This is a genomic window from Bifidobacterium sp. LH_743 (genome assembly GCF_056355775.1).
Window position 1 is genome coordinate 641,518 of sequence record NZ_JBKESZ010000001.1, and the last position, 21,717, is coordinate 663,234.

At 61.6% G+C, this 21,717-nt stretch carries 19 protein-coding genes; 17 read left to right on the top strand and 2 right to left on the bottom strand.

From position 1 onward, the window contains the following. Window positions 1-65: 65 nt before the first annotated feature. The 6 genes from AC1ATL_RS02710 (at window position 66) to AC1ATL_RS02735 (ending at window position 6,842) form a co-directional block, all read left to right on the top strand. Window positions 66-728 carry an L-threonylcarbamoyladenylate synthase gene (locus AC1ATL_RS02710; protein WP_476568220.1) on the top strand — a complete coding sequence of 221 codons (663 nt, stop codon included), beginning with the start codon at window positions 66-68 and terminating at the stop codon, window positions 726-728. Then, window positions 725-1,903 carry an MraY family glycosyltransferase gene (locus tag AC1ATL_RS02715; RefSeq protein WP_476568222.1) on the top strand — a complete coding sequence of 393 codons (1,179 nt, stop codon included), beginning with the start codon at window positions 725-727 and terminating at the stop codon, window positions 1,901-1,903. Before AC1ATL_RS02710 ends, AC1ATL_RS02715 begins: the two co-directional genes overlap by 4 nt. A gap of 137 nt (window positions 1,904-2,040) precedes the next feature. Next, window positions 2,041-3,585 carry an IMP dehydrogenase gene (guaB, locus tag AC1ATL_RS02720; protein ID WP_288267708.1) on the top strand — a complete coding sequence of 515 codons (1,545 nt, stop codon included), beginning with the start codon at window positions 2,041-2,043 and terminating at the stop codon, window positions 3,583-3,585. A gap of 178 nt (window positions 3,586-3,763) precedes the next feature. Beyond that, window positions 3,764-4,417 carry an oligoribonuclease gene (gene orn, locus AC1ATL_RS02725; RefSeq protein ID WP_476568224.1) on the top strand — a complete coding sequence of 218 codons (654 nt, stop codon included), beginning with the start codon at window positions 3,764-3,766 and terminating at the stop codon, window positions 4,415-4,417. A 55-nt stretch (window positions 4,418-4,472) separates the two neighbouring features. Beyond that, window positions 4,473-5,369, top strand: a complete 897-nt coding sequence (locus AC1ATL_RS02730) for a Cof-type HAD-IIB family hydrolase (protein WP_476568226.1) — start codon at window positions 4,473-4,475, stop codon at window positions 5,367-5,369. 57 nt (window positions 5,370-5,426) lie between these two features. Then, a complete protein-coding gene (locus AC1ATL_RS02735; protein WP_476568228.1) occupies window positions 5,427-6,842 on the top strand; it encodes a PIF1 family DEAD/DEAH box helicase in 1,416 nt (471 codons plus the stop codon). A gap of 80 nt (window positions 6,843-6,922) precedes the next feature. Here the strand turns inward: AC1ATL_RS02735 and AC1ATL_RS02740 are convergent, their stop codons facing one another. Then, window positions 6,923-7,309 carry a hypothetical protein gene (locus AC1ATL_RS02740; RefSeq protein WP_476568230.1) on the bottom strand — a complete coding sequence of 129 codons (387 nt, stop codon included), beginning with the start codon at window positions 7,307-7,309 and terminating at the stop codon, window positions 6,923-6,925. A 198-nt stretch (window positions 7,310-7,507) separates the two neighbouring features. Between AC1ATL_RS02740 and AC1ATL_RS02745 the strand changes: the two genes are divergently transcribed. Next, on the top strand, window positions 7,508-9,343 hold the full coding sequence (locus AC1ATL_RS02745; RefSeq protein ID WP_476568232.1) for a proline--tRNA ligase: 1,836 nt from the start codon (window positions 7,508-7,510) through the stop codon (window positions 9,341-9,343). Window positions 9,344-9,728: 385 nt separating this feature from the next. Beyond that, the gene (locus tag AC1ATL_RS02750) at window positions 9,729-10,304 is read left to right on the top strand and encodes a single-stranded DNA-binding protein (RefSeq protein ID WP_476568234.1); all 576 of its coding nucleotides are present in this window, start codon (window positions 9,729-9,731) and stop codon (window positions 10,302-10,304) included. 35 nt (window positions 10,305-10,339) lie between these two features. On the opposite strand, the gene AC1ATL_RS02755 is transcribed toward AC1ATL_RS02750, so the two are convergent. Further along, window positions 10,340-12,430: a M13 family metallopeptidase gene (locus tag AC1ATL_RS02755; protein ID WP_476568236.1), complete on the bottom strand. Its 2,091-nt coding sequence runs from the start codon at window positions 12,428-12,430 to the stop codon at window positions 10,340-10,342. Window positions 12,431-12,548: 118 nt separating this feature from the next. On the opposite strand from AC1ATL_RS02755, the gene map reads away from it, so the two are divergent. From map to AC1ATL_RS02800, 9 genes are all read left to right on the top strand, one after another. After that, window positions 12,549-13,322 carry a type I methionyl aminopeptidase gene (gene map / locus AC1ATL_RS02760; protein WP_026646286.1) on the top strand — a complete coding sequence of 258 codons (774 nt, stop codon included), beginning with the start codon at window positions 12,549-12,551 and terminating at the stop codon, window positions 13,320-13,322. Between the two features lie 179 nt (window positions 13,323-13,501). Next, on the top strand, window positions 13,502-14,794 hold the full coding sequence (locus tag AC1ATL_RS02765) for a citrate synthase (RefSeq protein ID WP_476568238.1): 1,293 nt from the start codon (window positions 13,502-13,504) through the stop codon (window positions 14,792-14,794). 144 nt (window positions 14,795-14,938) lie between these two features. Beyond that, window positions 14,939-15,931 carry a 2,3,4,5-tetrahydropyridine-2,6-dicarboxylate N-succinyltransferase gene (gene dapD / locus AC1ATL_RS02770; RefSeq protein WP_476568240.1) on the top strand — a complete coding sequence of 331 codons (993 nt, stop codon included), beginning with the start codon at window positions 14,939-14,941 and terminating at the stop codon, window positions 15,929-15,931. Continuing rightward, complete coding sequence (gene rlmH / locus AC1ATL_RS02775) at window positions 15,928-16,407, top strand: 23S rRNA (pseudouridine(1915)-N(3))-methyltransferase RlmH (RefSeq protein ID WP_432623793.1); 480 nt, start codon at window positions 15,928-15,930, stop codon at window positions 16,405-16,407. Before dapD ends, rlmH begins: the two co-directional genes overlap by 4 nt. Before the next feature lie 55 nt (window positions 16,408-16,462). Beyond that, window positions 16,463-16,594 carry a hypothetical protein gene (locus tag AC1ATL_RS02780; RefSeq protein ID WP_432623791.1) on the top strand — a complete coding sequence of 44 codons (132 nt, stop codon included), beginning with the start codon at window positions 16,463-16,465 and terminating at the stop codon, window positions 16,592-16,594. Between the two features lie 186 nt (window positions 16,595-16,780). Then, window positions 16,781-17,911: a peptide chain release factor 2 gene (gene prfB, locus AC1ATL_RS02785; RefSeq protein ID WP_026646290.1), complete on the top strand. Its 1,131-nt coding sequence runs from the start codon at window positions 16,781-16,783 to the stop codon at window positions 17,909-17,911. A gap of 23 nt (window positions 17,912-17,934) precedes the next feature. Beyond that, on the top strand, window positions 17,935-19,152 hold the full coding sequence (ftsE, locus tag AC1ATL_RS02790) for a cell division ATP-binding protein FtsE (protein ID WP_476568243.1): 1,218 nt from the start codon (window positions 17,935-17,937) through the stop codon (window positions 19,150-19,152). Then, the gene (gene ftsX / locus AC1ATL_RS02795; protein ID WP_476568245.1) at window positions 19,152-20,075 is read left to right on the top strand and encodes a permease-like cell division protein FtsX; all 924 of its coding nucleotides are present in this window, start codon (window positions 19,152-19,154) and stop codon (window positions 20,073-20,075) included. The genes ftsE and ftsX overlap by 1 nt, the downstream gene beginning before the upstream one ends. A 79-nt stretch (window positions 20,076-20,154) precedes the next feature. Further along, window positions 20,155-21,588 (top strand): CHAP domain-containing protein, encoded by a 1,434-nt coding sequence (locus AC1ATL_RS02800; protein WP_432623784.1) that lies wholly within the window; start codon window positions 20,155-20,157, stop codon window positions 21,586-21,588. The last annotated feature ends 129 nt before the right edge of the window (window positions 21,589-21,717 follow it).

Consider the following 21,717-nt stretch of genomic DNA (forward strand, 5'->3'; position numbering starts at 1 on the left):
GGCACGAGGGGCGCCATGGGCCATGCCGTACAATAGGTGAGTTGATTGGCTGAAAGGGAGGTGTCATGAGCGAGATTTGCACGATAAACGACGAATCCCTTGCCCGGGCCGTTGAAATCATCCATGATGGCGGATTGGTGGTCATTCCCACGGACACCGTGTACGGCGTTGCCTGCGATCCGCGTAATATCGAGGCGATTCGCAAGGTCTTCGAAGCCAAGAAGCGCCCGAAATACAAGTCGTTGCAGGTGCTGCTGCCATCGATTGAAAGCATGGAGAAGCTGCATCTGACATTGCCCGTGCCGTTGAATCGACTGGCTGCCATGTTCATGCCGGGCGCTTTTTCGCCGATAGCCGAAGCGGAGGATGATTGCTCGCTCGCCACCGTGCGGCGCGATCCGGTGAGCGGCAGGTCCACACAGGGCGTGCGCATCCCCAATTCCGCGGTCGCGTTGCGTGTCCTGCGCGCCACGGGACCATTGGCCGCGACCAGCGCCAACCGTTCCGGCGAGGAAAGCGCGCAGACGGTCCAGGAGGCCAAGGAGGCGCTCGGCGACGCGGTGGACCTGTATCTGGACGGAGGCGCGACGCCCGGTCATGTGGCGTCCACGGTGGTCGGAGCCGATCCGCATGAGCGTGACGGCATTGTGATTCTTCGGGAGGGAGTGATCCGCGAGCCGGTCATCCGCAAGGCTTTGACATTGAACGGCGGTGCATTGGGCGTATGAGAATCTACCTGTTCATTGCCGCGATCGCAGGCGGCGTAACCTACCTGCTCACCCCGCTGATCCGGCATATCGCCATCGAGATCGGCGCCGTCGGAGAAGTGCGCGCGCGTGACGTGCATACCGTTCCGACACCGCGTATGGGTGGATTGGGCATGCTTATCGGCTTCACCGTGGCCATGCTGTTCGCTTCGCACATCCCGTTCATCGAAGGGTTGTTCACCCAATCGCATCAGGCGTGGGTGATTCTCGCCGGAGCCATCATGATCAGCCTGCTCGGCATGGCCGATGACCTGTGGGATCTTGACTGGATGCTCAAGCTCGCCGGTCAGCTGCTCATCTCCGTTTTCGTGGCATGGGGCGGACTGCAGATCATCTCGTTGCCGTTGGGCTCGCTTGTCACCGCGTCACCGAGCCTGTCCATGGCCATCACGGCGTTCCTGATCGTCGCGTCCATCAACGCCGTCAATTTCGTGGACGGCTTGGATGGCCTCGCATCGGGCATCGTGGCGATCGGCGGCATCGCCTTCGCCATCTATTCGTATATCATCGCGCGAAATTCGCCATCGTATGCATCCATGGCCACGCTGATCGACATAGCCATGGTGGGCATGTGCGTTGGCTTCCTGCTGCACAACTGGCATCCCGCGAAACTGTTCATGGGCGATTCCGGCTCCATGCTGCTCGGCTATCTGATCACCTGCGCGTCGATCGTCATGACGGGCCGTCTCGACCCGGCTTCCATCCATGCCAGTATCTACCTGCCGGTATTCATGCCGATTTTGCTGCCGATGCTGGTGCTGTTCCTGCCGATCCTCGACATGTGTCTGGCGATTGTGCGGCGTCTGAGCAAAGGACAGTCGCCGATGCATCCGGACCGCATGCACCTGCACCACCGCATGCTACGCATCGGACACACCGTGCAGGGCGCGGTGCTGATTCTCTGGGGGTGGGCGTCGCTGATCGCATTCGGCTCGATCATGATTCTGTTCTTCAAAGCGCAGTATGTGCTGATTGGCTTCCTCATTGCGGCGGCGCTGCTGACGGTCGCCACGATGTACCCGTATCTGAAACACCGCATTCCCGAAATCCGTGAGGAAAACGCAATCTCCGGAACCGATGCGCAACACGCGTCGGTCGGACGCGCGCGCGGCGACAAAACGCGCGGTGGACGCTGATTGTCCGTCCGGCGCAATCGCAAGAAAAACTGATGAAACGCTTTGCCAAACGATATAAGCAGCTTTTATTACGATTGATAATTTCGGCTTTTCGCGCCGTGTCGCAGTAAGTCAGCCCACGTTCATATAGTGGGTCTATGGCTACAATTCCTGATATGAATGCAGATTCCACGTTCGCCCCACTTCCTCCTATTTTCGCCCAGCTTGGCCTCGCATATGACGATGTGCTGCTGCTGCCGAACGAGACGGATGTCATTCCGTCCGAAGTGGACACCACCACTCATCTCACCCGCAACATCACGATGAAGGTCCCGGCCATCTCCGCGGCCATGGACACCGTCACCGAGTCCGACATGGCCATCGCCATGGCTCGTAACGGCGGCATCGGCGTGCTGCACCGCAACCTCTCCATCGATGACCAGGCCGCACAGGTCGACATCGTCAAGCGTTCCGAATCCGGCATGATCAACGATCCGCTCACCGTGAGCCCGGACGTGACCCTGGCCGATCTCGACAAGCTGTGCGGTCGCTTCCACATCTCCGGACTGCCGGTCGTGGACAAGGACAACAAGCTCGTCGGCATCATCACCAACCGCGACATGCGTTTCATCGCTTCCGAGGATTACGACCGTCTGAAGGTCTCCGAAGTGATGACCCGCGAGAACCTCATCACCGGCCCGTCCAACATCTCCAAGGAGGACGCCCACGACCTGCTGGCCAAGCACAAGGTCGAGAAGCTGCCGTTGGTCGACGCCGAAGGCCACCTGACCGGCCTGATCACCGTCAAGGACTTCGTCAAGACCGAACAGTATCCGGACGCCACCAAGGACGAGCAGGGCCGTCTGCGTGTCGCCGCCGGCATCGGCTTCCTCGGCGACGCCTACAACCGTGCCTCCGCTCTGATGGAGGCCGGTGTCGACGTGCTCGTGGTCGACACCGCCAATGGCGAGGCCAAGCTCGCCCTCGATATGATCCGTCGCCTTAAGTCCGACTCCGCGTTCGACGGAGTGGACATCATCGGCGGTAACGTCGCCACCCGTCAGGGTGCGCAGGCCATGATCGACGCCGGTGTTGACGCTGTCAAGGTCGGTGTCGGACCGGGCTCCATCTGCACCACCCGCGTGGTCGCCGGCGTCGGCGTCCCGCAGCTCACCGCCGTGTACGAGGCGGCTCAGGCCTGCCGCGCGGCGGGCGTGCCGTGCATCGCCGACGGTGGCATCCACTACTCCGGAGACATCGCCAAGGCTCTGGTCGCCGGCGCATCCTCCGTGATGCTCGGCGGCGTGCTTGCCGGCTGCGAGGAGGCTCCGGGCGAGAAGGTGCTTCTGCACGGCAAGCAGTACAAGCTGTACCGTGGCATGGGCTCCCTTGGAGCCATGGCTCCGCGCGGCAAGAAGTCCTACTCCAAGGACCGCTACTTCCAGGCCGACGTCACGTCCAACGACAAGGTCGTTCCGGAAGGCGTCGAAGGCGAAGTGCCGTACCGCGGCGCGCTCAACGCCGTGCTCTACCAGATGATCGGCGGCCTGCACCAGTCCATGTTCTACATCGGCGCCCACAACATCGCCGAAATGCCGGAACGTGGCAAGTTCATCCGCATCACCGATGCTGGTCTGCGTGAATCCCACCCGCACGACATCGTCATGACCGCCGAAGCGCCGAACTACTCCGGCCGCCAGTGAGTGTTCGGACGACGGTCCGATCGAGTGAAGTCCCGTCCCATGGCAGGAGCTGTGGAACGGGACTTCCCGTTTTTCGCGCCACCTGCCGGGAATCACGTACCTACCTCGCGGTATCTTCGTATGTTCGGCCCGCGCAAAAGAACGTGGGGCGAGGAACCCAAACCGAAACGAGGCAACGATGGTAGATGCACATGATGGCGAAACATACACGTCCGCAGGCTCGCGCCTGATCTGGATCGATTGCGAGATGACCGGATTGGACATCTTCGGCGGCGACGAGCTCGTCGAAGTGTCCGTGGTGCCGACCGACTTCGACCTGAACGTGCTCGACGAAGGTGTCGACTACGTAATCAAGCCCAGCCAGAAGGCCGTCGACCATATGAACGATTTCGTGCGCGCCATGCACACCCGTTCCGGACTGATCAACGAGTGGGAGAACGGTCTGAGCCTCGACGAGGCGCAGACCAAGGTCATCGAATACGTCAAGCGGTTCACCCCGGATGGCGTCAAGCCCCTGCTCGCGGGCAACACCATCGGCTCCGACAAGAAGTTCCTCGACCATTACATGCCGGACCTCATGGAGAACCTGCATTACCGCACCATCGACGTGAGCACCTTCAAGGAGCTTGCGCGCCGCTGGTATCCGGCCGTGTACCTCAACCGTCCGCCGAAGAACGGCGGCCACCGCGCGCTCGCCGACATCATCGAATCGCTTGACGAGCTGCGCTATTACCGCAAGGCGTTCATGGCCCCGGTGCCGGGACCGGACGAGGCCGAGGCGAAGGCTATCGCTGCGGACATCCAGCGCACCAGCCTGCTCAACAAGGACTGATTCTTCATCGAATACGATGTCCGTGGAAATCGGACGATTGCACGAAGGGAGCGGCATGACCGCAGCCGATTGGACCACCATCAGCCAGCCGCAGGACATCCGTCTTGTGGTCGCCGACATGGACGGCACCCTGCTTGACGGACGGAGTGAGATTCCGGACGGATTCTGGCCGACGCTTGCCCGTCTCAAGAGCCGCGGCGTCGAATTCGTCCCTGCTTCCGGACGCCAGTATGCCACGTTGCGTGGCATGTTCGCGGACAAGGCCGCGCAACTGCTTGGCGGGGAAGAGCTTTCCTACATCGCCGAGAACGGCAATGTGGTGGCGCTTGATGGCAAGGTCGTGGAGGTGCACGGCATCGACCTGGACGTCACACGGCACGTCATCGACCTGATCGATGCTGCCGCGGCGTCCGGCAGTAATGTGGGCTTGGTGGTCTGCGGTCTCAAGTCGGCCTACGTGCAACGTACCGACAAACCGTTCATCGACGAGGTGAGCAAGTATTACGCGGCGCTGCGCATTGTGGATGATCTGCACGCGGTGCTGGACGTCGCCCAGGAACCGTCTGCCTACAAGCCGGGCGGCGACGCCGAAATAATATTGAAACTCGCGGTGCTCGACCTTGACGATGCCGAACGTTTCACCGACGAGCATCTCACGCATCTGCGTACGGACTATCAGGTGGTCGTCTCCGGCAAACTGTGGGTCGACATTATGAACGCCGAAACCGACAAAATGCAGGGTGTGAAGGCATTGCAGCGTGCGCTTGGCGTCACGTCCGCGCAGACCGCCGTATTCGGCGATTATTTGAATGACGCGTTGATGCTTGGCACCGGCGATTGGTCGTTCGCCATGGGCAACGCGCATCCCGACCTGAAATCCGCCGCACGTTACATCGCTCCATCGAACGTCGATCATGGCGTGCTCAAGGTTCTGGACAGGCTGATCGTCTGACCTGTCGCCGGTGCGATCGCGTCCGCATGGGTGTGGATAAGGGAAAGGGGACACGGTATGAGGCAAAGCGAGGCGCTTGCGATTCTGGGTTCCGGCGTGAACGTGTTTCTGACGGGCGCGCCCGGTGCGGGCAAGACGTATGTGCTCAACGAATTCATACGTCAGGCACGTGCCGATGGCGCCTCCGTGTCCGTCACCGCGTCCACGGGCATCGCGGCCACGCACATCAACGGCACCACCATCCATTCCTGGAGTGGTGTAGGACTGGCCACCGCGCTGACCGACAGCCTGATCAAAACCGTCCGCACACGTCGCAAACGCAAGTTGCGTGAGGCTGACATCCTCATCATCGACGAGGTCTCCATGCTGCACGCATGGTTGTTCGACATGGTTGACCAGGTCTGCCGCATCATCCGTCGCGATGAACGTCCGTTCGGCGGTCTGCAAGTGGTGCTTTCCGGTGATTTCTTCCAATTGCCTCCCGTCTCCGTATCTGGGCGCAACAACGACCTGATTGCTCCGGGACCCGAATTCCTGGCCAGTCGGGAGCGGTACGCCAAGGCCGGTCTCAATCCGGAGGGCTTCGTCACCGAATCGCTGGTATGGCGGGAACTCGACCCCGTCATCTGCTATCTGACCGAACAGCATCGTCAGGATGACGGCAAACTGCTGAACGTGCTGACCGACATCCGTGATGGCGCCGTGGACGACGCTGACCGTGACATCCTGCTGACCAGACTCGGCGTGCTGCCGGAGCCGGGGCAGCAGGCGGTGAATCTGTTTCCCGTCAACAGGCAGGCGGACGCGCTCAACGATCTGCGTCTGTTCGAAATCAAGGAGGGACCGCACGAGTATCTCGCCGAATCCTCCGGCGCGGCCGCCATGGTGGAACGGATGAAACGCAATATGCTCGCTCCGGAACGGCTGCTGCTCAAGACGGGAGCTGCGGTGATGGCGGTGCGCAACGACCCCGACCGCCAGTTCGTCAACGGATCGCTGGGAACCGTGCGTGGCTTTGCGGACCAATCGAAAGGCGGCTGGCCCATCGTCGAATTCGAAAACGGCAACATCGTCACCATGAAGCCGGCTTCCTGGGAAATGCAGGACGGCGACACCGTGCTGGCGACGGTCAAACAGGTGCCGCTGCGTTGCGCATGGGCCATCACCATCCACAAATCGCAGGGCATGACGTTGGACCGTGCCGTGATGGATCTGCGGCGCACGTTCGCACCTGGCATGGGGTATGTGGCGTTGTCTCGTGTGGAAAGCCTCGATGGCCTGTATCTGCAAGGAGTCAACGAGCGTATGTTCCTGGTGTCGCCGGACGCGGTTCGATTGGATGGGCGATTGCGGTCGGAATCGGCGTTGGCCGCCGGCGTATTGGCCCGCGAAGGTGTTTCCGCTTTCCGTGACCGTATGTCAAAGCCCGTTGATGGAGACGATGACGGGTTCGCGCAGGACGCGCTGTTTTGACGAATGGGGCGTCAGTTCGATGCCAACCGTCAGGTCGCATCGGACTGACGCCCCATATGTCGATCGTCGGGTGACCGGCGTCAGCCCATCGCCTGCAATGAACGCGCGAGATCCGGGTCGAGCTCGTTCTCTTCCTCTTCGCTGGCCGGATCCGTGTCCCAGCAGCTTGCGATCGCGCAGGCCAGGCCCACGAGCAGCCATACGGGATTGCGCTGCAGCGCTTCGAACCCCGGAACCGCGCGCGTGATGACGATCCACGCCATCAGACCGGTCATGGCGGCCACGTTGAGCGGTTTGCGCCAAGGCAGCGAGATCAATGCCGCGCACAGCAACGCCATGCTCAAGCCCACCCACTTGTTCGCGCCGGTAAGCACTTCCGGCGTTGCCATGGCGAACACGAGATAGCAGATGATGCCGATCCAGCCAAGTTTGTTCCAAATCGAAATATGCGCGGTGATATGACGCATGTCTTTCCTCTCCAGCGTTCCGTGCGGCGCGTGCGATGTGTTCGGGATCCGCCTGACGGAGTCTTCGTAGGGGGTGATTATAAACGCCGTGTAAGACTTGTTTATAAACTTATAAATAAATAGTTTTCGTCTAGTTTTCGTCTGTTTGCGCGGCCGTTCCACGCCGTTACGTCTCCTTGCCTGAGTAACTTTGGGCGTATGACCAAAGCACTTCGTATGTCTACCATGTTCCTGCGCACGCTGCGCGAGAATCCCGCCGATGCCGACGTCGTGTCGGACCAGCTGCTGCAGCGCGCCTGCTATCTGCGCAAGGCCGCTCCGGGCATCTGGACCTGGCTTCCGCTGGGCCTCAATGTCCTGAACAAGATCGAGAACATCATCCGTGAGGAGATGGCTTCGATCAATGCCCAGGAAGTCCACTTCTCCGGTTTGCTGCCGCGTGAGCCGTACGAGGCCACCCACCGTTGGGAGGAGTACGGCGACAACATCTTCCGTCTGAAGGACCGCCACGAGGCCGACTACCTGCTGGCGCCGACCCACGAGGAGATGTTCACCCTGCTGGTCAAGGACCTGTACTCCTCGTACAAGGACCTGCCGGTGACCCTGTACCAGATCCAGACCAAGTACCGTGACGAGTTCCGTCCTCGCGCGGGCCTCATCCGCGGCCGAGAATTCATCATGAAGGACGCCTATTCCTTCACCCTCGACAAAGAGGGCCTCGTCAAGGCCTACATGGACGAGCGTGGTGCGTACGAGCGCATCTTCAAGCGTCTCGACCTCGACTATGTGCCGGTGCACGCCATGGCCGGTCCGATGGGCGGCTTCGAATCCGAGGAGTTTCTCGCCCCGATGGAGATCGGCGAGGATACCTTCGCGCAGTCCCCGTCCGGCAAGGCGTGGAACGTCGAGGCCCTGACCACTCCGGAACCGGCGGCGATCGATTATTCTGACACCCCGGCCGCCGAGAAGCGTCCGACGCCGAACGCCGAGACCATCGACAAGATGGTCGAGTTCGCCAACGCCAACCATCCGCGCAGCGACGGCCGCGCATGGCAGGCCAGCGACATCCTGAAGAACGTCGTCATCGCGGTCAAGCACGCCGAGGACAAGAACCACGACGAGCCGTGGCGCGAACTCGTGGTCGTGGGCGTGCCCGGCGACCGTGTGGTGGACATGAAGCGCCTTGAGGCGCAGTTCGCTCCCGCCGAGATCGAGGAAGCCACCGAAGAGGACTTGAAGAAGCACCCCGAGCTGGTCAAGGGCTATATCGGCCCGATGGCGCTCGGCCCGCAGGCCCGTGGCGGCAAGAAGGCCGAGAACGCCGACGAGACCGGCGACGCGTTGCGCTACCTCGTGGACGCGCACATCGCCCGTGGCTCCGCATGGTTCACCGGCGCCGACGAGCATGAGGTGGACTATTACGACTTGGTGTACGGCCGCGACTTCGAGGCCGACGGCACCGTCGAGGCCGTGCAGGTCCGCCACGGCGATATGAGCCCGGACGGCTCCGGCCCTCTGAGCTTCGAACGTGGCGTGGAGATCGGCCAGGTGTTCCAGCTTGGCCTGAAGTACTCCAACGCGCTCGGCCTGAAGGTGCTCGACCAGAACGGCAAGGCGGTTCCGGTGTGGATGGGCTCCTACGGCATCGGCGTCTCCCGTGTGATGGCCTGCATCGCCGAGACGCATCACGACGAGAAGGGCCTGGCATGGCCGGCAGTCATCGCCCCCGCGCAGGTGCATGTGGTGGCCACGGGCAAGGACGCCGCCGCGTTCGAAGCCGCCGAACGACTGATCGCCGAGCTTGAGGACAAGGGCATCGAGGTCATCTTCGACGACAGGAAGAAGGTCTCTCCGGGCGTCAAATTCAAGGATGCCGAGCTCATCGGCGTGCCGATCATCGCCGTCGCCGGACGCGATACCGTCAACAACGGCACCATCGAGGTGCGCGACCGCAATGGCGAGAACGCCGAGGCGGTGCCGGTCGCGGACGCCGCGCAGTCCATCGCCGACCGGGTGGCGGCGCTGCTCAAGTAGCGGTATGTCGGCGAGCATGTGACGTCGGACCGATACGGCGTCATTCGACTACGGAAGACCATGCGTAATGCGTGGTCTTCCGTTTTTTTATGGGGAACATCGCAAAAGCCCTGCTCGCATATGAATTGTGGATGGGTGTGGAAAAGTCGGAATTATCCACCTGCTATCCACGACTCGCCCGGAACGCCTTAGGTTATCCACATTCGCCGTTTGGGCTTGCGGGCATGCGTGTGTGTCGAAGATAGTGGTGACTACCGCGGAAACGCAAGGACGCGGGGAGGGCGCGCAGAGCTCCTCTCTCAACACCCACCTCCGACTGTGTGCCGCTTCCGCGCCGGCTTCGGCGCTTTCCGCGGACCATTTCCATCGAGTAGAAAGGCCGGTCATGGCACAGCAGCAAGGGCTCCTCACCGTCACGGGATATGTGGGCGGAAACCCCACCCAGTTCAATCGGGAAGGCATGCCGCATGCCAGTTCGTTCCGTCTGGCCAGCACCAGACGCTATTTCGATGGCCGGACGCAGCAGTGGAAGGACCTGCCCACCACATGGATCACGGTGAAAGCCTACCGTGGACTTTCCGAAAGCATCTGCCAATCGTTCAAAAAAGGCGAACCGGTCATCGTATCCGGTGTCCTGGCTTCGGAAAACTGGGTGGATCAGAACGGCAAACACCAGTCGAAGCTCGTCATGGAGGCGAATGCGGCGGGACATGACCTCAATTACGGGGTGTCCACGCTGCGTAGGTTCGCCAAGCAGAACGATGGGCAGGACGCGCGCGTGGAGCGGACTTCCACACACGATCCGTACGTGCGGAACGACCGGCCGCAGGAGGCGGCTCCGGTCGAGGTGCTGGATGAGCGGAATGCCGATCCGGCCGAAACGTGGGACGAGCGGCCCGTCGGCATGGATGAAAACGCCGCCGAAGTCCCACAGGAGGAGTTCGACGGCGATGGATTCTGACGATTATCCGGCGATGGAACCGCTTGCGTGCTCCGTCACCAAATGCGCACCTGCTGTTCCGGTTCGAGCCACATGCCGTCGCCCGGCTTCACATCGAACGCCTTGTGGAACAGGTCCACATTACGGGCGATGCCATTCGTGCGGCATTCGGCGGGGGAGTGGGGGTCGATCTGCAGATACTGCTCGGCCAGCTCGTCGCGGTTCTTGGTGCGCCAGATCGAGGCGTAACTCAGGAAGAAACGCTGCAGACCGGTGAAGCCGTCGATCTCGGGGGCTTCGGCGAGCGAGGCCTCGATGGCCTCCATCGAACCGTCCTTGCTACGGCCTGCAGCCTCGTCCAGCGCGAACGCATAAGCCTTCAACGCGATGTTCACGCCGCTCAGGTCGCCGATGTTCTCACCGATGGTCAGCGCGCCGTTGACGTGCGGGGCCTTGGATGGGTCGTCGGCGTACTTCTCGGCAAGCTGCGTCGGCACAAACTCGTTGTACTGGTCGATGAGCTTCTGGGTGAGCGCCTTGAAATTGGCCTTATCCTCTTCGGTCCACCAGTCGTTGAGCTTGCCGTCGCCGTCGTATTGCGCGCCCTGGTCGTCGAAACCGTGGCCGATCTCATGGCCGATCACGGCGCCGATGCCGCCGTAGTTCGCGGCGTCCTCCGCGTCCGGGTCGAAGAACGGCGGCTGCAGGATGGCGGCCGGGAACACGATCACGTTCATGGTCGGCTCGTAGTACGCGTTCACCGTCTGCGGGTTCATCAGCCATTCGTCCTTGTCCACGGCCTTGCCGACCTTGGCCAGCTGGTAACCAGTCTCGTACAGGTTCGCGGCACGCATGTTCTCCGCGAATCCGGCGTCCTCGCGCACGTCCAGTGCGGAGTAGTCGCGCCAATGGTTGGTGTATCCGATCTTCGGCACGAACTTGGAGAGCTTCTCCAAAGCCTTCTTCTTGGTCTCCTCGCCAAGCCAGGCGGAGCTGGAGATGGACACGCGGTAGGCGTCGATGAGATTGCCGACCAACTGTTCCATGCGCCGCTTGGACGTTTCGGGGAAGTGCCGCTTCACGTATTCGCGGCCTACGTCCTCGCCGCAGACGCCGTTGACCAGCGAGACGCCGCGCTTCCAGCGGACGCGCTGCTCCTTCTGGCCGGACAGCGTCCTGCCATAGAAATCGAAATTCGTTTCGTCGAATTCGTGGGGAAGCTCCACGGCGGAGCCGATGATCACATGCACGCGGGCCCACAGCTTGAGGTCGTCCAGCGGGGTCTCCTTCCAGAATGCGTTGATTCCGGTAAGGAAGCTCGGCTCATGGACGATCGTGTGCTCGAACGAGCCGCGGAGGTCCAAAGGCTGCGCGGCGGCGGCCGTGGTCGCATCGTAGGCGGTCTGCCATGCCTCGATCCATGCGCCGAGGTCGAAATCGGCGAGCGTCGCCTGCAGATCGGCGTAATCGGTCGGATTGTAGGTCTTCACCGAATCGCGGGTGGCCACGTTGTCCCAATGGTTCGACGCGATGCGCGTCTCGACGTCGAGGAAACGCTTGGCCTGAGCGTCGGCGTCGTCCGCGTCGGCGGCGAGACGCGCGTTCCTCAGCTGCTTGGAGACCATACCGACATACGCCTCGCGGATCGGCGCGTAGTGGTCCTCGCGGTAGTATGCCTCATCCGGCAGTCCCAAACCGTCCTGTTCGATGTGGATGACGTTGGTCTCGGGCGCTCCCGGGTCACCGTAGACGGCGATACCGAGCAGGTCGGGGCCGCCGGCCGGATTCATCGCGCCAAGCGCGCGGGTGAGCGCCGTCTTGTCTCCGGCCGCGTCGATGGCGGCCAGCTGGTCTTCGATGGCGGAAAGTCCGGCGGCGTCGATGGCGTCGACGTCGAGGAAGCTCTTGTACAGCGCGCGCGACTTGACGGCCGGGCAGCCATCCTCCTCGAGGATGTCGCGGATCTGGCTCTCCGCGTCCTCGGCGAGCTTGTCGAAGGACCCGTAGCGGGAACGGTCGTCGGGAAGGCGGTACATGTCGATCCACGGACCGTTGACGTAACGGAACAGATCCTGCGCAGGACCGGTCACGGCGGAGAACGATGCCGGATCGATGCCTGAAACCAAAGAATTCGTAGTAGTGCTCATGGCTTCACACTATCCATCTTTGGTGACAAGACGGAGCGTTCCGGCCAATCGTCTGGACGAAATCCGGCAGGAGGAATGCGGCTTCGCGCTGTATGGCCCGCGAAGTAGGGTTGAGGGCATGATTGAACTGAAAACTCCCAAAGAGATTGAAGCGATGAAGCCCGCGGGCCGTTTCGTCGGCGGCATCCTGCGCGACCTGAAGGATTTCACCAAAGTCGGCACCAATCTGCTGGAAATCGATGAATTCGTCCACAAGCGTATCGTGGACCGCAAGGGTGCCACATCCTGCTACGTCGACTATGCGCCCGATTTCGGCACCGGCCCGTTCGCCCACTACATCTGCACGTCAGTGAACGATGCCGTGCTGCACGGCGTTCCGTACGATTACAACCTGAAGGACGGCGACTTGATTAGCCTCGATCTGGCGATCAACGTCGATGGCTGGGTCGCGGATTCCGCCATCAGCTTCTGCGTCGGCACGCAGCATCCCGACGACCTGCGTCTGATCAAGTGCACCGAAGAGGCGCTGGAAGCCGGCATCGCCGCAGCGCAGCCCGGCAATCGTCTGGGCGACGTGTCCTGCGCCGTCGGCGACGTCGCACGCGAATACGGCTATCCGATCAACCTGGAATTCGGCGGCCACGGCGTGGGCCGCATCATGCACGGCGATCCGCACGTGCCGAACGACGGCAGGGCGCATCACGGCTACAAGCTGCGTCCGGGCCTGGTCATCGCCATCGAACCGTGGTTCCTCAAGACCACCGACGAGATCTACCAGGATCCGAAGGACGGCTGGACCCTGAAGAGCGAGGATGGCTCCCGTGGCGCGCACAGCGAGCACACCATCGCCATCACCGAGAATGGTCCGGAAATTCTCACCGTCCGCGACTAGTCCGTAGCGACATACCCGTCAAGGGCCGTGCGATCACACGCACGGCCCTTTCATCGTTCTGACCGTTGCACAGCTTCGGAAACGATGCGGGAACGTTCGCTTTTGAGACGATGGAAGCATGCCGAAACGCGTATGCCATATAGTTGACGATACTTTTTTAATCGGTAAGGAGTGAACATATGGCCACAGCCAATCTGAGTGTGGAATCCAAGGACTTCACCCTGCCGGTGGTCGAGGCCACGGCGGGCGCGGACGGCATCGTGGTGTCCACGCTGCGCAACGATGGTTGGGTCACGCTCGATCCGGGCTTCCTGACCACCGCGCAGTGCGAATCGAAAATCACGTACATCGACGGCAAGAACTCCATCCTGCGCTACCGAGGCTATCCGATCGAACAGCTATGCGAGCAGTCCGACTTCCTGGAAGTGGCGTGGCTGCTGCGCCACGGCGAACTGCCCAGCAAGGAGCAGTACGACCGTTTCATCTCCGATATCAACCACCGCACGATGGTGGGGGAGGACTTCCGCACCTTCATGGGCTCCTTCCCGCGCACCGCGCATCCGATGAGCGTGATGGCCTCCGCCGTCAACGCGCTCGCCACCTTCTATCCGGACACCACGGACATCAACGACTCCGACCAGCTTGACGAGGCGGCGACCATCATCATGGCCAAGGCCCGTACCATCGTGAGCTACATCTTCCGCCGCCGCCGCGATGAGCCGATGCTGTACCCGGATTACTCGCGCGGCTACGTCGATGATTTCCTGCGCATGTGCTTCGCCGTACCATATGAGCCGTTCGAATCCGACCCGCTGTACGTGCACGCGCTCGGCCGACTGCTCATCATCCACGCCGACCATGAACAGAACTGCTCCACCTCCGTGGTGCGCATCGCCGGTTCCGCACACGCCAACCTGTATTCCGCAATCGCGGCCGGCATCAATGCGCTGTCCGGCCCGCTGCACGGCGGCGCGAACGAAGCCGTGCTCCGCCAGCTCAAGGCGATTCGCGATTCGGGCAAGACCGTCAGGGAGTTCGTGGAGGATGCCAAGGCCAACGGCCAGCGCATTTCCGGACTGGGGCACCGCGTCTACAAGTCGTACGATCCGCGTGCGGCCATCGCCAAGAGCTATTTGGAAAAGATCATGGCCCGCTCCGATACATTGAAGCTACCGGCCGACGAGCGCGCGCTGTTCGACGTGGCCACTGAGCTGGAGCAGATCGCATTGAACGACGATTACTTCGTCTCCCGCCACCTGTATCCGAACGTCGACTTCTACACCGGACTGATCTACCGCGCCATCGGTTTCGACCCGGCCATGTTCACCACGCTGTTCGCGCTTGGACGCATCCCCGGCTGGATTGCGCAGTACCGTGAGATGCTCGCCGATCCGAACACCAAGATCGGTCGTCCGCGCCAGGTCTACACCGGCTACACGAAGCGCGATTACGTGCCGATGGACCAGCGCTGACCGCAGGTTCCGGCGTGTGCGCGGAACCGGCCTTCGGACCTGCGTCCGCGTCTGCCGCGACTTGCCGCTACAGTGTTTCAAGGAACCGAAGAATCCAACGAACGGAACCTCCCATGGTTCCGGCATCCTCAAAGGAGCGTACACATGACTGATCAGCGTACCGCGTGGGGCTGGGGTCTGGCGAGCATCGATGCCGCCGGCAACACCCTGGACGTCTGGTATCCGGAACTCAAGCTGGGACAGGCGCCAGCCGAATCCGCGCGTCCGAACCATAATTTCGGCGCCATCGCGCATGCCGAGGCCGATGCACGTGGAGTGCGCCGTGTGCCGGTCTTCACCGTATCCAAGCTGGACGAGCCGATCGAGGACGCGGCGGACGCCTACCTGCGTCTGCACCTGCTGAGCATGCGTCTGGCCAAGCCGAATACTTTGAACCTTGATGGCATCTTCGCCAAGCTGAACAATGTGGTGTGGACCAATTACGGTCCGTTCGCGGTCGAGGATTTCGCTTTGCGCAAACTTGACGTGATGGCCACCACGCGTCAGGCGGGTGCCGCGTTGGCTCCGCACGTCGACGTGAGCGTGCTGTCCATCGACAAATTCCCGCGTATGGTCGATTACGTCGTGCCGTCCGGCGTGCGCATCGGCGACGCCGATCGCGTGCGTCTGGGTGCGCACCTGTCCGAAGGCACCACCGTCATGCATGCCGGTTTCGTGAACTTCAACGCCGGCACCCTTGGCGTCTCCATGGTCGAAGGCCGTGTCTCGCAAGGCGTTGTGGTCGGCAACGGCTCCGACATCGGCGGTGGCGCGTCCATCATGGGCACCCTGTCCGGCGGCGGCAAGCTGAAGAACTCCATCGGCGAGCATTCCCTGCTCGGTGCGAACGCCGGCATCGGCATCTCCCTGGGCGACAACTGCGTGGTCGAAGCCGGTCTGTACGTCACTGCCGGAACCAAGGTCACCATCTACGACAAGGCCAAGGTCGCGGCCGGCGAGCCGCTCGAAACCGTCAAGGGCGCCGAGCTTTCCGGCAAGGACAACATCCTGTTCATCCGCAATTCCGTGTCCGGCCGTATCGAGGCGCGCTATCGCAAGACCGGCATCGAGCTCAACGAGAAGCTCCACAAAAATTGAGAATCACACTGATCACCGTCGGCAAGGTCAAGGAAAGGTATTTGCGCGACGCCATCGCGGAATACTCGAAACGACTGGGCCGGTATTGCAAGCTCGACATCGTCGAGGTGGCCGACGAAAAGACGCCGGAGCATGCCAGCGACGGGCTTGAGCGGCAGATCAAGGCCAAGGAGGGCGAACGCATCGCCAAACATATCCGTTCCGATGCGTTCGTCATCGCCCTCGCCATCGAGGGAACCCAACTGACCAGCGAGCAGCTCGCAGCGAAGATCGACGGTCTTGGACTCCATGGCACCAGCCATATCCAATTCATCATCGGCGGCTCGTTGGGATTGGATCCGTCGATTCTCAAACGCGCCGACTATCTGCTGAGCTTCTCCAAAATGACATTCCCCCATCAGCTGATGCGCGTGATTCTGCTTGAGCAGATCTACCGCGCCTACAAGATCAACGCGGGGGAGCCCTACCATAAATGATTCCGGAGCCTCCGGGCGAACGGCAAAGTAGGGATAACCGGGTATAGTGGCGCGTATGAGTGACTACAGGGACGAACGCGAGCAACGGGAACGCCGTCGGCGCACCATGGTGCGCACGGTGTGCATCGTCATCGCCGCGGCGATGTTGCTGTGTCTGGTCATTCCCGCCATTTACGCGGGTCTTTGACGTTCCCGACCTGGTGCGATCCGAAACGGGTCCCTGTTTCCAAGTGTGCGCGGACAGGTTCGCGGTCCGGCACGATGGGACGGGTATGTGGGCACGTGGAAAAAATCCTATGGACCGCATCGGGGCCGTGTATGGCTCCATGGCAGAATAAAGCAAGAACGCAACAAGAAATGTATGGTGTGAACGATGGCAGAATTTGATTATTCCGAAGCGATTGGCGAGGCGCGCGCCAAATACGAGTCCATTTCCAAGGCGCTTGACGTCGACCGGCTGACCGCCGAAGCCAAGGAGCTCGAGGTGAAGGCCGCGGAGCCGGGATTGTGGGACAACCCGGAGAACGCCCAAAAGGTGACCAGCAAGCTGTCCGCCGTGCAGTCGCAGCTCAAGCGTCTGGCCTCCGCAAGCCAGCGCATCGAGGACGTGGAGACCCTGGTCGAGCTCGGCCAGGAGGAAGAGGACGCCGACACTCTTGCGGAGGCCAAGTCCGAAGTCGAAAGCATCCAGAAGGACCTCGACGACATGGAGATCCAGACGCTGCTCGACGGCGAGTACGACGAGCGTTCCGCGGTGGTGACGATTCGTTCCGGAGCGGGCGGCGTGGATGCGGCCGATTTCGCGCAGATGCTGCTGCGCATGTATCTGCGTTGGGCCGAACGCAACGGATACAAGGCCAAGGTCATGGATACCTCCTACGCGGAGGAGGCGGGCATCAAGTCCGCCACTTTCCAAGTGGACGCTCCGTACGCATATGGACGACTGAGCGTGGAGGGCGGCACCCATCGTCTGGTGCGCATCTCTCCATTCGATAACCAAGGACGCCGTCAGACCAGCTTCGCCGCCGTGGAAGTGGTGCCGTTGGTCGAGGCCACCGACCACATCGACGTGCCCGATTCCGAAATCCGCGTCGACACCTACTGCTCCTCCGGTCCTGGCGGTCAGGGTGTGAACACCACGTATTCCGCGGTTCGCATCACCCATATCCCGACCGGCATCGTGGTGACCATGCAGGACGAGCGCTCGCAGATCCAGAACCGTGCCGCCGCCATGGCCGTGCTGCAGTCGCGACTGCTGGTGCTGCGCCACGAGGAGGAGGCCAAGAAGAAGAAGGAGCTCGCCGGAGACATCAAGGCCAGCTGGGGCGACCAGATGCGCTCCTATGTGCTGCACCCGTACCAGATGGTCAAGGATTTGCGTACCGGATATGAGACCTCGCAGACCCAGGCGGTCTTCGACGGCGATATCGACGAGTTCATCGAAGCTGGCATCCGTTGGCGTCATGAGCAGCGTCGTGCGGCGGCCGAGGAGCAGGAAGCCTAAGCGACGGGCGGAGGAAGAACACGATGGCGCTGATCTCGCTTGAACATGTGAGCAAAGTCTATCCGAAGGGCACGCGTCCCGCGTTGGATGACATCAATCTCGATATCGATCGGGGTGATTTCGTTTTCCTCGTGGGCGCGTCTGGTTCCGGCAAGACCACTTTGCTGAGCCTGCTGCTGCGTGAGGAGGAGGCCACGGACGGCGAGATCCGCGTCGCCGGCAACGACCTGCGACGCCTGTCGGTGCGGCAGGTGCCGCACTATCGTCGACAGATCGGCTTCATCTTCCAGGATTACAAGCTGCTCAACAACAAAACGGTGTGGGAGAACGTCGCCTTCGCCCTCGAGGTGATCGGCACGAACCGTTCCACCATCAAATCGCTGGTGCCCAAGGTCCTGCAGACCGTGGGGCTGACCGGCAAGGAGGACAATTATCCCCACGAGCTTTCCGGCGGCGAGGCCCAGCGTGTGGCCATCGCAAGGGCGTATGTGAACCATCCCCAGATCCTGCTTGCCGACGAACCCACCGGTAACCTGGACCCGACCACGTCGCTCGGCATCATGGAGGTGCTGGACGCCATCAACCGTACCGGCACCACCATCGTCATGGCCACGCACAACGAGGAGATCGTCAACTCCATGCGCAAGCGTGTGGTGGAGCTGCACGCCGGCAAAATCGTCCGTGATGAGCAGCAGGGCTCCTACGATTCCGCGCTGTACTTCCCGGACGCCGAGGTCGAGTCGAAATCGCAGCAGGCGTTGGGTGTCACCGACCGCAACGCGAAGTTCCGTCAGCGCGATTCCATCGAAGCCACTGACGACACCGACGGAATCGTCGATGTGGAAGGCTCGACGCGTGCCGAGACCGCGGTGAACGCGGCCGATATGGTTGCGGCGGCGCTGACCGACGGCAAGGGCGATGCGGGCATCGCGCGTCTCGCGAATTCCGTGCATTCCGGACGTACCGGACGTTATGGCGAGGCCTTCGCCTCGGTGGAGACCACGCTGACCTGGGGCAAGGGCCTCAAGCTTGATGAGATGGCCGAACATGAGGATGGGGACGCCCGTTTCAAGAGGCCGGCTGGGACCGATGCCTCCGAAGCCGACGCGGTCGGTGCCACCGAGACGGCTTCCGAACCGCCAGCACCTCCCACACCTCCGGTTCCTCCGGCCCCGCCCGCGTCGCCCGTTCCTCCGACCGGGCATGACGACAACAGCAAGGAAGACGAGGTGGATGACTGATGCGCCTGCGTTTCATTCTTTCCGAAACCTGGAACAGCCTCAAACGGAACGTGCCGATGCTGCTTTCGGTGATGCTGGTCACCTTCATCTCCTTCCTGTTCATCGGGGCCTCGGTGCTGACCCAGGCCCAGATCACTAGAGCCAAGGGGGACTGGTATTCCAAAGTCGAGGTCGTGGTGTGGATGTGCCCCGACGGCGCAAGCCAGTCGGTGAACTGCTCATCGGGAACCGCGGCCACCACGCAGCAAATCAATGATTTGCAGAAGACCATCCGCAACGAGCTGTCCAATGACGTTTCGAAGATTACTTTCGTAAGCAAGCAGAAGTTCTATAAGGACACGTTCCTCAAGCAGTACCCCAACGGCGAATATCAAGGGCGTACGCTGACCGCGGACGACATGCAGGATTCGCTGTGGCTGAAGCTGAAAAACCCGGAGAAGTACCAGGTGGTCTCCGAAGTGCTGTCCGGCAAGGACGGCGTCGACACCGTCAGCGACCAGCGCCAAATCTTCGAACCGGTGTTCGCCGTGCTGAACAAGGCCACTGTCGCCACCGCGTCGCTGGCAATGGTGATGGTCATCGTGGCCATTCTGCTGACGGGCACCACCATCCGCATGTCGGCCGCCTCCCGCAAGACCGAGACGGAGATCATGCGATTGGTCGGCGCGTCGAATTGGACGATTCGGCTGCCGTTCATCCTGGAAGGCGTGGTCGCCTCGCTGGTCGGCTCGCTGTTGTCGTGCGTTACTCTGTCGGCGTTGGTGAAGGTCTTCATCACGGACGGACTGGCGAATTCCATCAAATGGATTCCCTTCGTCAACCAGATGTCGGTGCTGTACGTTTCCCCGATTCTTATTTTTGGGGCCGTGCTTCTGTCGATCATCGCCTCGATGGTCTCCCTGCGCAAATACCTGCGTACGTGATGCGCGGCTGCGGTGGAACGGATGATTCCGTACAAGTGATGATGATAAGGTGTGAGATACAGTGGAAGGACATGACGGTATGAATAACGCGAAAGTCGGCAGGACGGTCGCAGCCATGCTTGCCACAGGTGCGATGTGCGCCACCATGGCAGTCGCTCCGTTCTCGCCCATGGTTGAGCGGGCCGAAGCGGCGAATACCTATAGCAAATTGCTGAACGCTCAGAACAAGAAGGCCGCAAGCGCCCAACGCGAGGCCCAGCTTCGTTCCCAACTGGCCGGTGTGAAATCCGATTTGGCGGACAAGATTGTGGAGCTCGACGAGCTGACGAACACCAAGATTCCGGCGGCACAGGCCGCTGTGGAACAGGCCAACGCAGATGCCGCCTCGGCACAGAACGAGGCGGAAGCGGCAGCTTCCCGTCTTGAGGCCGCCCAGAAGGACAAGGCCAATCTCGAGGCTCAGATCGAACAGACCGGCAAGGACTATGATGACGCGCACGCCGCTGTGGCGCAGATGGCGCGTGAGGACCTTCATGGTTCCGATGCCTCGACGGTGATGAGTGTGGTGACGGGTGCCACCAGCACTCAGGAGTTCATCAATTCCATGCAATCGCGCGATGCCTTGTCACGGACGGAATCCAATGCGGCCACGGATGCCGCGAACACGCTGAACATGTCCATGAACCGTGGCGAGCGTCTTGCGGCGATTGAAAAGCAGATCGCCAAGCTGAAGTCCACGGCCGATGAGAAAGCCGCTTCGGCTCAGCAGGCCGCCGCCGATGCGCAATCGCAGCGTGATGCGCTCGACCAATTGCGTGCGGAAGGCGAGACGCGTCGCGCAAGCTTGGAAAGCCAGCAGTCGGAATTGAAGGGAACCGTGGCTCAGCAGGCCGCGCAGACCGTGCTGTTGCAATCGCAGGTCGATTCCTTCAATCGCCAGTATGCCGCGGAACAGGCGGCCGCCGCGAATCAGACGAGCGGTGGAAGCCAGGGACAGACCAGACCGAATACCAGCGGCGGCAGCAGGCCAAATACGGGTGGGAATACCAATTCGAACACTGGTGGAAACACCAATTCGAACACGAATAGCGGCGGCAGCACGCCGACGCCTACTCCGACCCCGACGCCGACACCCACGCCCAGCAACAATACCGGCCAGGGAACCTCGAACGGCGATTACGGCAACGCCTACGCCGGCGGACAGTGCACGTGGTGGGCCTACAACCGTCGTAAGCAGATGGGCATTGGTACGCCTTCCTATCTAGGCAATGGCGGCCAGTGGTATCTGACCGCGCCGTCATATGGCCTGCGCGTGGACCACAACCCGCAGGTCGGTGCGGCCCTGTCATTCCTGCCCGGACAGGCCGGTGCGGACGGCTTCTATGGACACGTCGCCGTCGTCGAATCGGTGAGCGGAAGCACCATCACCATCTCCGAGATGAATGTGGTCGGCCCCTATGTGGTGTCGTACCGCACATTGACCAACGCCTCCCAGTTCTGGTACGTGCACTGATCCAGGCCACGTCATGGGGCGTATGAAGGCGCGTCGTCCGTATGATCGGGCGGCGCGCCTTCATGATATTGTCGGGAAAGCCGCGTTGCAGACATTCGTATACGGTTCATACAGTGAGGCATAGTGAAC

Coding starts and splice junctions, on each gene's coding strand:
- AC1ATL_RS02715 (WP_476568222.1), top strand. CDS start 725: ATGAGAATCTACCTGTTCATTGCCGCGATCGCAGGCGGCGTAACCTAC.
- AC1ATL_RS02730 (WP_476568226.1), top strand. CDS start 4,473: ATGACCGCAGCCGATTGGACCACCATCAGCCAGCCGCAGGACATCCGT.
- dapD (WP_476568240.1), top strand. CDS start 14,939: ATGACTGATCAGCGTACCGCGTGGGGCTGGGGTCTGGCGAGCATCGAT.
- AC1ATL_RS02740 (WP_476568230.1), bottom strand. CDS start 7,309: ATGCGTCATATCACCGCGCATATTTCGATTTGGAACAAACTTGGCTGG.
- AC1ATL_RS02755 (WP_476568236.1), bottom strand. CDS start 12,430: ATGAGCACTACTACGAATTCTTTGGTTTCAGGCATCGATCCGGCATCG.
- ftsE (WP_476568243.1), top strand. CDS start 17,935: ATGGCGCTGATCTCGCTTGAACATGTGAGCAAAGTCTATCCGAAGGGC.
- AC1ATL_RS02710 (WP_476568220.1), top strand. CDS start 66: ATGAGCGAGATTTGCACGATAAACGACGAATCCCTTGCCCGGGCCGTT.
- prfB (WP_026646290.1), top strand. CDS start 16,781: ATGGCAGAATTTGATTATTCCGAAGCGATTGGCGAGGCGCGCGCCAAA.
- ftsX (WP_476568245.1), top strand. CDS start 19,152: ATGCGCCTGCGTTTCATTCTTTCCGAAACCTGGAACAGCCTCAAACGG.
- AC1ATL_RS02750 (WP_476568234.1), top strand. CDS start 9,729: ATGGCACAGCAGCAAGGGCTCCTCACCGTCACGGGATATGTGGGCGGA.
- map (WP_026646286.1), top strand. CDS start 12,549: ATGATTGAACTGAAAACTCCCAAAGAGATTGAAGCGATGAAGCCCGCG.
- AC1ATL_RS02780 (WP_432623791.1), top strand. CDS start 16,463: ATGAGTGACTACAGGGACGAACGCGAGCAACGGGAACGCCGTCGGCGC.
- AC1ATL_RS02800 (WP_432623784.1), top strand. CDS start 20,155: ATGAATAACGCGAAAGTCGGCAGGACGGTCGCAGCCATGCTTGCCACA.
- AC1ATL_RS02765 (WP_476568238.1), top strand. CDS start 13,502: ATGGCCACAGCCAATCTGAGTGTGGAATCCAAGGACTTCACCCTGCCG.
- guaB (WP_288267708.1), top strand. CDS start 2,041: ATGGCTACAATTCCTGATATGAATGCAGATTCCACGTTCGCCCCACTT.
- orn (WP_476568224.1), top strand. CDS start 3,764: ATGGTAGATGCACATGATGGCGAAACATACACGTCCGCAGGCTCGCGC.
- AC1ATL_RS02735 (WP_476568228.1), top strand. CDS start 5,427: ATGAGGCAAAGCGAGGCGCTTGCGATTCTGGGTTCCGGCGTGAACGTG.
- AC1ATL_RS02745 (WP_476568232.1), top strand. CDS start 7,508: ATGACCAAAGCACTTCGTATGTCTACCATGTTCCTGCGCACGCTGCGC.